This window comes from Granulosicoccus antarcticus IMCC3135, from assembly GCF_002215215.1.
Classification (GTDB): domain Bacteria; phylum Pseudomonadota; class Gammaproteobacteria; order Granulosicoccales; family Granulosicoccaceae; genus Granulosicoccus; species Granulosicoccus antarcticus.
The window spans coordinates 3,044,771-3,055,223 of sequence record NZ_CP018632.1 but is presented as its reverse complement, the minus strand read 5'-3'; the positions used below and the strand labels follow the sequence as shown (position 1 = coordinate 3,055,223).

Sequence of the window (10,453 nt, the reverse complement as noted above, 5' to 3'; positions counted from 1 at the left end):
CTTAGGCGCTATATTCCGCATTAACCATTCGATTTGTGAATTTTAATGCGTAATTAATCCTGAATTATGCCTTGACCCTTATATGATCACAGTTTAGTGTTACAGCTGTCCATAACAATCGGAGAAGCATGATGTTGAAGACCACTCTCAGACCCGGCATTGCAGCGCTAGCGTTATTGACTGCAGCCCCCGGTGTCATGGCGCAAGATCTCATGATCGGCCTGCGTGCCGGGCCTGATTCCATTGACCCGCACTGGTCCACTCTGGGTAGTCAGGCCGAAGCCTTGCGTCATGTCTTCGATACAGTGGTAGACGTCGATGACAAACTGCAACTCAAGCCAGGCCTGGCACTGAGCTGGGAGGCGATTGATGACACCACTTGGGAATTCAAGCTACGCGAAGGCGTCACCTTTCATGATGGCAGCCCCTTCACGGCCGACGATGTGAAATTTTCCATCGAACGCATTCCAGAAGTCACAGGCCCCATGCCAATGACGCTGTACACCAAGTACGTTGACTCGGTTGAGGTGGTCGACGACTACACGCTACATATCAAGACGAAAGGTCGCGCCCCTTCTCTGCCCAACGATTTCACTCGCCTGTTTGTCGTGCCATCCGAAACCGGCATGGACGCACGTAACGAAGAATTCAACTCAGGCGAAAAAGCCATTGGCACAGGACCCTACAAGTTCATCAGCTGGCAGCCCAAGGGCGACATGGTGATGGAGCGTTATGAGGGATACTGGGGAGAAACCCCAGCCTGGGAGAAAGTTACGCGCCGGGAAATCCCTGACGATGCAGCACGCGTTGCTGCGCTCAAATCCGGCCAGGTCGATCTGATCAATTACGTACCGGCAACCGATTATGTGTCGATGCAGAACGACTCCAGCCTGGAGACATCTGTCTCCGACTCTATCTACATTCTGAATATCGCGCCTTCGGTTAAAGATGAAGAACCCCAACCTATCAAGGTCAACGGTAAAGAGGTAGACGGCAACCCACTACAGGATCTGAGAGTACGCAAGGCACTGGATTACGCTATCGATCGCAAGACACTGGTACGCGTCGTTCTCGAAGGCTTGGGAACACCAGCCAACCAGCTCATGCCTGAAGGCTTCTTTGGCTATTCAGACAAACTGGGCGAGCGTGAATACGACATTGAACAAGCCAAGTCATTACTCGCCGAAGCCGGTTATCCGGATGGTTTTGAAATCGATTTTACTTGCACCAATAACCGCGTTCCAGGCGATGCCGTCGTGTGTGAAGCATTGGCTCAAATGTGGTCAAAACTGGGTCTGAAAGTCAATGCACAGGCACTCAACGGCACCGTGTATTTCCCTGCTGCAGCTCGTGAGGAATACACCATGACCATGTCCGCCTGGGGCACCCTGACAGGCGAAGCCGCCTATACATACGGTGCAATGGTACGCAGCAAAGATGCTGAAAAAGGCTTTGGAAACTTCAATCGCAGTGGCTATTCGAACCCTGAATTTGACAAGGTATTCGATGAAGGCTCACAGTTACTGGACGCCGAGCCGCGTCGCGAACTCTATGAAGAGGCTTCCTACATCGCCATGGAAGATCGCGCCCTGATCCCCACCGTCATCCTGCAAACCGTCTGGGCATCAAAGGCCGGCACACTGGACTTCCCACCACGGGTCGACCAGGAAACCCGGGCCTACGAAATCACGCCTGAGTAGAAGTGCCCGGGGGCGCACCCGATATGGGCGCGCCTCTATCCTCTTTTTTCAAACTCGTACCCGTTCTGTCTTTACGACAAACGTGGCGCTCAACTTCTGATCCCACCTGCCCAATGCCCATCATCACAAGCACCGGAAAGAGCGCGAGGTTTCAATGTTCGGATATCTGATCGGTCGATTGTCACAAGCAGTCGTCGTGGTTTTTGCCATGTCGATAATCGTGTTCGTTGGCGTCTATGCCATCGGCAACCCGATCGATGTCATGATCGATCCCGGTGCCACCCAGGAAATACGCGACAAGCTGATCCGGCAATATGGCCTTGATCAACCGTTGTGGCAACAGTATTTCACCTTTGTCAGCAACGTTTTCCACGGCGACCTTGGCCGATCGATGATCTACAATATATCGGTTACCAACCTTGTATTTTCCAGATTGCCAGCCACCGTCGAACTGGTCCTGGTGTCGGTCGTCATTGCATCGCTTATCGGTATTCCAGCTGGACTGTATGCCGGTTACAAGCCCAACAGTCTGGGCGCCAAGCTGATCATGGCACTCTCTGTTCTGGGTTTCTCGGTACCCACCTTCTGGATCGGCATGCTGATGATCATGGGCTTTGCCGTCGAACTTGGCTGGCTGCCCTCAGGAGGGCGCGGAGAAGTGGCAGAATTTCTCTGGTTCAACACCTCGTTGGCCACCTCCGATGGCTGGGCGCATGTCATCATGCCTGCCATCAATCTCTCACTGTTCAAGATGGGATTGCTGATACGGCTGACTCGCGCCGGCATGGTAGAGGCAATGGGCGCCGAGTACGTGCGATTCGCCCGCGCTCAGGGCTTGCCCGACCGGCAAATCGTCTTCAGTCATATCCTGCGCAATATCTCGATTCCCATCGTGACAGTCTTTGGCCTTGAACTGGGTTCAACACTGGCTTTTGCCGTTGTCACCGAGACGGTGTTCAACTGGCCAGGGGTCGGCAAGCTGATTATCGACAGCATTCTGCAACTCGATCGCCCCGTCATGGTGTCCTATCTGGTCATGGTGGTGATTCTGTTCGTGATGATCAACCTGATCGTTGACCTGATCTACGCACGCCTTGATCCACGTGTGCGACTCAAAGGAGATTCCTGATGAGCAACACATCAACAGGTAGTGGCAACGCGGGCGAACCATCAGCTGCTATCGATCGGGAAACAATGGCTACGCGTCTGCGTAATTTCTGGTTCGACTTCTGTGAGTCCAGAGTTGCCTTATTAGCTCTGTTAGTCATTATGGCCCTGACCATCGGTGCCTTTGGTGCACCGTACCTGGTACCTCAGGACCCCTATGATCTTTCCACACTGGAATGGGCCGATGCATTTCTACCTCCCGGTGAAACAGGAAGCGGTGGCTATACGCTCCTGCTGGGGACTGACAACGCCGGACGCGACATGCTCTCAGCTATTCTCTACGGCCTGCGCACCAGCTTTGTAATCGGCTTGTCTGCTGGCACCCTTGCTCTGGCAGTGGGCATTACCGTCGGACTGAGTGCTGCGTATTTCGGCGGTCGACTCGAAGCGCTGCTCATGCGAATCGTCGATCTGCAACTATCAATGCCTGCCATCTTGCTGGCTCTGGTGCTGGTGGCAATGCTGGGACAAGGCGTTCCGCAGATCATTCTGGCACTGGTTGTGGCGCAATACGCCTATTTCGCCCGGACCACCCATGGGGCCGCATCGGTAGAGCGGCGCAAGGACTATATAGAGGCGGCGCGTTCGACACCACTGCCCACGCGACGAATCATGTTCCGCCACCTGCTACCCAATGTACTGCCCCCCCTGATCGTCGTGGCAACCGTGCAAGTGGCCAGCGCGATCTCGCTCGAAGCCACTCTGTCGTTTCTGGGTGTCGGTCTGCCATTGACTGAACCCTCTTTGGGCTCACTGATCTCCAACGGCTTCAAGTACATCCATGCCGGTCGCTACTGGCTATCCATCTATCCGGGAATCTTTCTGATGATCACGGTTGTGGCAATCAATCTTGTCGGTGATCAGATCCGCACAGTACTTGACCCGAGGAATAGCCGATGAATGCCGCGCTGGAAGTCAACGGCCTGACCACTCGTTTCGACACGCGCGCAGGAAGCGTTACGGCGGTCAACGATGTCAGCTTCTCGGTTGAGCCGGGGCGAATTCTCGGGCTTGTTGGTGAAAGTGGATCGGGTAAGAGCGTCACCGGATTCTCCATCCTCGACCTGGTCGACGAACCGGGCAAGGTGGTCGCAGGATCCGTCATCGTGGACGGCATCGACTTGCGCAGTTTGTTACCCGACGACATGCGCCGGATGCGGGGAAGCCGGCTGGCCATGGTATTCCAGGATCCCATGATGACCTTGAATCCGGTTTTGCGTATTGGCGATCAGATGGCCATGGCAGTACGTGTTCATCGCAAGATGCCAAAACGTGAGGCCTTGGAAGAGTCTCGCAAGGCTCTGGAAATCGTCGGCATCCCCTCACCCGCAGAACGTCTGAAAGCCTACCCCCATCAACTCTCTGGCGGCATGCGTCAGCGCGTGGCGATTGCCATGGCACTACTGCACCGGCCCAGTGTCATCATTGCCGATGAACCCACAACAGCACTGGATGTCTCCATTCAGGGGCAGATACTGGCTGAGGTTCGCAGACTCGCCGATGAACTGGGTACCGCCATCGTCTGGGTAACCCATGATCTGGCTGTTGTATCCAGCCTGGCTGATGATATCTGCGTCATGTACGCAGGTCGCATTGTCGAACGTGGTACGGCCGAGCAGGTCATCGGGAATCCGCGCCACCCCTATACCCAGGGGTTGCTGGACTCTATCCCGGCCCGCCATGAACCCGGAGGCCATCTGCCACAAATACCGGGCTCCACGCCACAGCTGTCACGACTGCCTTCTGGCTGCCCTTTCCGTACACGATGCAACCGTGCCACCGAACTATGCAGCAGCGAACCACCCATTGATAACCGAAACGCTCAGATCGTTCTATGTCACCACCCTCTGGAGGGCTCATGAGCGAGCCACTACTGAAAATCGATCAGGTCTCAAAACGCTTCACCCGTAAACCCGGATTGGCAGAGCGCCTCGCCGGGCGACTGACCGGGGGCGGAGAACCCGTTGTCGTCCACGCCCTGACCGATGTCACGCTGGATGTGGCACGAGGTGAAGTGCTGGGTGTTGTCGGTGAGTCTGGCTGCGGTAAATCCACATTAGGCCGGGTTGTTTCCGGCATTTATGCTCCAAGCGATGGTAGCGTATTGCTCGATGGCAAGCCCGTCATACGAGACCAGCAAGGCACCGTGGAAAAGCTGACAACACAGGTGCAGATGATCCACCAGGACCCGTTTGCCAGCCTCAATCCACGTATGAAAGTCGGTGAAACCATCGCAGAGGGACCGCGCTATCACAAGATCATACCGGCGAAGGAGGTACCTGAACGCGTACGCAGCCTGCTCGAACAAGTCGGCCTTGAAGGCGCCTATGCAGATCGATTGCCGCATCAGTTCTCCGGCGGCCAGCGTCAACGCATCGCTATCGCCCGCGCTCTGGCCATGGAACCTGAACTGCTGGTTCTGGATGAAGCTGTGGCCTCACTGGATGTATCGATACAGGCACAGGTACTGAACCTGTTCATGGATCTGCAACGCGATCTGGGGCTGACTGCCCTGTTCATCAGCCATGATCTGTCCGTGGTTCGCCATGTCTGCGACAGGGTTGCCATCATGTATCTGGGACGCCTGGTCGAACTGGCTCCGGCAAAAGAGCTGTATGAAAACCCCTTGCACCCTTATACCTCGGCCTTGTTTGCATCGGTACCCACCGTAGGTACCGGTAAACGTGTGTTCGAAGCCATCAAAGGTGAAATACCGTCGCCTATCAATCCACCTTCGGGCTGTGCCTTTCACCCTCGCTGCCCTCTGGCAGGCGCGCGATGCCGCAGTGAAGTGCCACGCCTGGCAGAAGCCGGCAATTTGCGCACCGTTGCCTGTCACCTGAACGATGGCGGTGTCGAATGAGCAGAAATCTGACAACGAACAAGCTGACCGATCAGCTGGCACGATTGAACGACGTACTGTGCGCGGTCAATACCCTGAACTGGGATGCACGTACCCAGATGCCTGCTGGTGGTGCGACAACTCGCGGACAGCAGATCGCCACGCTGATGGGTCTGGCTCGCAGCATGATTATCGATCCTGCCATGCAAGCCGCAGTTGATGAGGCAGGAGATGATCCATCCGCATCGGTAGCCCAAGAGGCCATCGATTATCATCGCCGATTGCCAGCCGAGCTGCTGAAAGCACAATCTGAAAGTGCAACTGTGGCCGGTGCTGCCTGGGCGAAGGCGCGGGCCAGCTCCGACTTCTCATTGTTCCAGCCGCACCTTGAGAAAGTCGTGGATCTTGCACGACAATCGGCCGACGCACTGGGCTATGAAAAACACCCCTATGACCCGATGGTCCGGATATATGAACCTGGCGAAACCGCTGCGAGTCTGAGTTGCTTTTTCGATGAGCTACGCTCAGGCATTCTCCCTATCCTCGATACGGCACGCGGCCGCCCTGTTCCACGTACCGATTTCCTCTATCGCCATTACCCACAGGCAGGACAACAGGCATTCGCCACCGGCACGGCGCAATCCCTGGGGTTCGATTTTGAACGAGGTCGACTTGACACCACGGTACATCCGTTTGAAGTCAGCTTTACCCGAAATGATGTCCGCATTACCTCACGCTGGCCCGAACAGTATCTGCCCATGTCCATCTTTGGCAGCATCCATGAAGTGGGTCATGCGCTCTACGAGCAAGGCATCGCCCCCGAGTTGACGCGCAGCGCCTTTGCAACTGACATGATCGGTCTGTATGCCGTCGGTGGTACGAGTTTCGGCATGCACGAAAGCCAGTCACGCCTTTACGAAAACCATGTTGGTCGAAGCGCACCGTTCTGGGAAAAACATTATGTCCGCCTGCGAGATACTTTCCCCGACCAACTTCGTGATGTCAGCGTGGATGAATTTCTGGCAGCAGTGAATCGAGTCGAGCCCGGAGCCATACGGGTGGAGGCCGATGAACTGAGTTACGATCTGCATATCATGCTGCGCGTCAAGATCGAAATGGGATTGATGGATGGCTCACTCTCGGTGGCCGACATACCCGATGTCTGGCGCGAAGCCATGCACAACGATCTGGGAGTTGCTATTGATGATGATGCCAATGGCTGCCTACAGGATGTGCACTGGTCCTCGGGCTATCTGGGCTCGTTCCCTACCTACACGATCGGCAATGCCACCGCCGCCCAGCTGATGGCGCATCTCGATGAACAATCCCCGCAGATTCGGCACGCCTTGAATAGTGCTGATACTGCACCGTTGAATGAGGCACTGACGGAGAAGGTCTGGCAATGGGGCCGCCGCAAGACTCGCGCCCAGATACTGGAAGCATCAGGCCTCAAGGCCAATGATGCTTCCCCCTACCTGGCGTATCTGAAGGGAAAATTTTCTTAGTCATCGGCATCAGAAAGCTTCATGACTCGATTCTTTATTGACTAATCAACTGCCGCAGGATGTCAGTGAAAGTGTCAACTTCGGCACTGCTGAAACGTTCGAACGTCTCCTTCGCGTGCGCTTCTGCCAGATTCCAGCATTCGTCGGTTTTTGACTGTCCCGAACTGGTCAAAACGTATCCTTCTCCTTTGACCGCCACCAAGCCGCGATCACACAAACTGAGTAATGCTTCGCGTGCCTCAGTCATCGGCGTGTGCAGGTGAACAACGAGTCCCTCTGCGCCCAGTCCTGGAAAATCGTTTAATACCAACAAGACTCGCGACTCAATCAGATTCAGACCAAGAGTCACCAGCTTGGGGCGATAACGCTCCTGATAAGCCCGCACCGCTCGCAACATCAAGAAGAATGCGTGATTGCCCAATCGACCTTGATCAGCATTGTCTGATTCGTTTTGCCCGGCATTCGGGTAGGTCTCGGGATGGCTGAAAACCATGGAATAAGAGCCTTGATGAAAGCATAGCGGTGATCGGCCAAAATCATCGAATTTCACAACCTTGCCAACAAATATCCAATGGTCACCGCCATCAAGCTTGTCATAGGATTCACACTGGAATCGCCCGGCACAATCAGGAAATATCGGAGCGCCACCTAGACCCTCTTCCCATTGAACCCCTTCAAATTTGTCTTCCTGCTGGCGGGCAAAATGGTTCGACATCTCCATTTGGTCTGAAGCAAGGATATTGACTGCAAAATGACTAGCAGACTCGAATACCTTGCAGCTGGGAGTCTCCTTGATGGAGCTCCACAAAATCAGTGGAGGGTCCATCGACAGTGAGTTGAAACTGCTGGCTGTGACGCCCACGTTAGAGCCATCAGCAGCGCGAGTTGTGATAATCGTCACGCCAGTTGCAAAGTTGCCAAGCGCCCGACGAAAGGCTTTCGGGTCTATTTCGTCATGTATTTTTGTGGTAGTCACACTTGATCTCCAGGTCGGATTTTGCGATTTGTTTAGTAAGTACGTCCCTGAGTAATAGTCAATCTCTGCATCACCCACTCGCGTTCAATTGGCACTGGCGACTCCCTGGAGCGCTACAGATAGGGTGTCTGAGCTGATGGCCCAGACAACGACCAGGACCGTAAAGAACGAAAGCTTCAAGGGGTTTACCCTTTATTTTCAAGCAGTGTGCAGCATTATCACTAGCTGAAAAACTGATGTTTTCTGATGCAAGGTATCTATTTTCTTGATGTCAAACCCATCATGCTGCGAGCACACCGATATAGCCGTGCAAAGCCCGGGATCAACAAGCGTACAAAGACCACCTTGCCAGCACTCTCCTATATAGATGAGTACCGGTCCATGCCCGAGGCAACCCAACCTCGATCGTGCACGATTGAATCTGAATATTTCCGATTTCAAGTTCAGAGATCGCAGACAAGAGCGCTTCCTTTAGTCGTCAATGATCACGTTTTCCGTCCTCATTGCCTTCGTGCCATATATTTTCTTGATGGCAGACACAAGAAATTATCGGTACTTCCAATGCTCGTGTTTCAGGATACTGACCTCACTCGCTAGGAGACATATATGAAACTTTCGTTTTTCACAATGCCAATCCACCCCGTCGGCAAAAATATAGCCCAAAGCCTCAAAGAAGATCGTGAAGCCTTTTTGCTCGCCGATTCGCTTGGCTATGCTGAGGCCTATTGCGGCGAACACACAACCGATCAGGCTGAAATCGTCACGTCAACGGTTGCCTTTCTTGCAAGCCTGGCTTATGAGACAAAGCAGATACGTCTGGGTACTGGCACAGTGAATATGCCAAATTCTCACCCGGCACGCGTCGCTGCAGAAGTAGCCATGCTGGATCATATGCTCGAAGGCAGACTGAATTTCGGTATTTCGCCTGGTGGTCTGATGTCCGATGCCGAGGTGTTCGGTTCAATAGACAAGAACCGCAATGACATGTTTCTGGAATGCATCAACATGGTGCTCGAAATATGGGCTGGCAATGCGCCCTACAACCTGAAGGGCGAATTCTGGGATATTTCCACGGAGCGCACAATGGTGCGCGACATCGGGCAAGGGGATATCATGAAGCCATTCCAGGCTCCCCACCCTCCTATCATCGGTACTGCTGTTGCACCATTCTCCAAGGGCGTCACAGCAATGGCCGCGCGCGGTTGGCAACCAATTTCCGGAAACTTTCTGTTACCTAAATGGGCAGCGACTCATTGGCCAAATTATGTGGAAGGTTGTCTGACAGGTGGGTTCACCCCCTCTTTCGCAGACTGGCGTGTTGCTAAAAATATCTGTGTTGCCGATGATGCTAAAACCGCCCGTGCATACGCTCGCGACCCTGGTAGTCCTTATGTGTACTACTATTCCCAGTTGCTGACCAAGATGAGAAAAGGCGGACGCTTGAATCTGTTCAAACATGATCAAAACATGCCTGATGACGATGTGACGCTGGACTATGTCCTCGATCAATTGGTCATTCATGGTGATGTGGAATCTGTTGCTGATCAGCTTCTGGCCGTTCGCGAAGAAATTGGACCATTCAAACATCTCGTTTATGCCGGTCATGACTGGACGGACATTAATCTTGGTCGAAAATCCATGATCTTGATGGGTGAAAAGGTTCTACCAATCCTGCAAGAAGCAACAAAGCATGAAGAGGATTGGAAGCCAGAAACCAAAAACAAATAGGAGCACTAATCGTGAAAACGGCTCAAATTCTTAATGTTGCGAAGTCCATGCACATCCTTTCGTCGGTTTGGGTGTTCATCCTTGCGGCGGTCATTTTAGTAGATGTCTTTGGGCGTATCGTGTTTTTGCAACCTCTTCCGGGGACAAAGGAAATACTTCAAAACTCGGTTATCGCGGTTACTTTCCTGCAGGTCCCGTTGGCCATCTATTCGGGGTCAATGTTGCGTACGACCCTGATCAGCGACCTAATGCCTCCCTTTGTAAAGAAGCTACTACGTACAATTGCATATATCACTGGGTTTGCATTATTTGCGGCAATTGCTTACGCCTCTTTTCCAGAAGCAATTGATGCCTACAGAATAAGTGAATATGAAGGAGAAGGCTCGTTTCGTATCTACACCTGGCCAATAAGGTTTTTGATCGTGATAACCGGGGCATTTGCTGCATTTGCCTACTTGACGCTGATGGTTGCAGATTGGCGTGGTGCCCTACCCGAAAATGAGGCACTCATAAACTACTAATTATAACAACTATA

Annotated in this window: 9 protein-coding genes; 8 read left to right on the top strand and 1 reads right to left on the bottom strand. The window is 53.4% G+C overall.

Going from position 1 to position 10,453, the window contains the following annotated elements:
- Positions 1-128: 128 nt before the first annotated feature.
- From IMCC3135_RS13165 to IMCC3135_RS13140, 6 genes are all read left to right on the top strand, one after another.
- Positions 129-1,700, top strand: a complete 1,572-nt coding sequence (locus tag IMCC3135_RS13165; protein ID WP_205738028.1) for an ABC transporter substrate-binding protein — start codon at positions 129-131, stop codon at positions 1,698-1,700.
- A 154-nt stretch (positions 1,701-1,854) separates the two neighbouring features.
- On the top strand, positions 1,855-2,829 hold the full coding sequence (locus IMCC3135_RS13160) for an ABC transporter permease (protein WP_088918039.1): 975 nt from the start codon (positions 1,855-1,857) through the stop codon (positions 2,827-2,829).
- On the top strand, positions 2,829-3,767 hold the full coding sequence (locus tag IMCC3135_RS13155; protein ID WP_088918038.1) for an ABC transporter permease: 939 nt from the start codon (positions 2,829-2,831) through the stop codon (positions 3,765-3,767). The genes IMCC3135_RS13160 and IMCC3135_RS13155 overlap by 1 nt, the downstream gene beginning before the upstream one ends.
- A complete protein-coding gene (locus tag IMCC3135_RS13150; protein WP_088918037.1) occupies positions 3,764-4,729 on the top strand; it encodes an ABC transporter ATP-binding protein in 966 nt (321 codons plus the stop codon). Before IMCC3135_RS13155 ends, IMCC3135_RS13150 begins: the two co-directional genes overlap by 4 nt.
- Positions 4,726-5,730 carry an ABC transporter ATP-binding protein gene (locus IMCC3135_RS13145; protein ID WP_088918036.1) on the top strand — a complete coding sequence of 335 codons (1,005 nt, stop codon included), beginning with the start codon at positions 4,726-4,728 and terminating at the stop codon, positions 5,728-5,730. Before IMCC3135_RS13150 ends, IMCC3135_RS13145 begins: the two co-directional genes overlap by 4 nt.
- The gene (locus IMCC3135_RS13140) at positions 5,727-7,214 is read left to right on the top strand and encodes a carboxypeptidase M32 (protein WP_088918035.1); all 1,488 of its coding nucleotides are present in this window, start codon (positions 5,727-5,729) and stop codon (positions 7,212-7,214) included. The genes IMCC3135_RS13145 and IMCC3135_RS13140 overlap by 4 nt, the downstream gene beginning before the upstream one ends.
- A 34-nt stretch (positions 7,215-7,248) precedes the next feature.
- On the opposite strand, the gene IMCC3135_RS13135 is transcribed toward IMCC3135_RS13140, so the two are convergent.
- Entirely contained in the window at positions 7,249-8,190 is a 942-nt protein-coding gene (locus IMCC3135_RS13135) for a p-hydroxyphenylacetate 3-hydroxylase reductase component (protein ID WP_205738027.1), read from the bottom strand.
- A 606-nt stretch (positions 8,191-8,796) separates the two neighbouring features.
- Here IMCC3135_RS13135 and IMCC3135_RS13130 point away from each other — a divergent pair.
- Positions 8,797-9,918: an LLM class flavin-dependent oxidoreductase gene (locus IMCC3135_RS13130; protein WP_088918034.1), complete on the top strand. Its 1,122-nt coding sequence runs from the start codon at positions 8,797-8,799 to the stop codon at positions 9,916-9,918.
- A gap of 11 nt (positions 9,919-9,929) precedes the next feature.
- Positions 9,930-10,439 (top strand): TRAP transporter small permease, encoded by a 510-nt coding sequence (locus IMCC3135_RS13125; RefSeq protein WP_088918033.1) that lies wholly within the window; start codon positions 9,930-9,932, stop codon positions 10,437-10,439.
- The last annotated feature ends 14 nt before the right edge of the window (positions 10,440-10,453 follow it).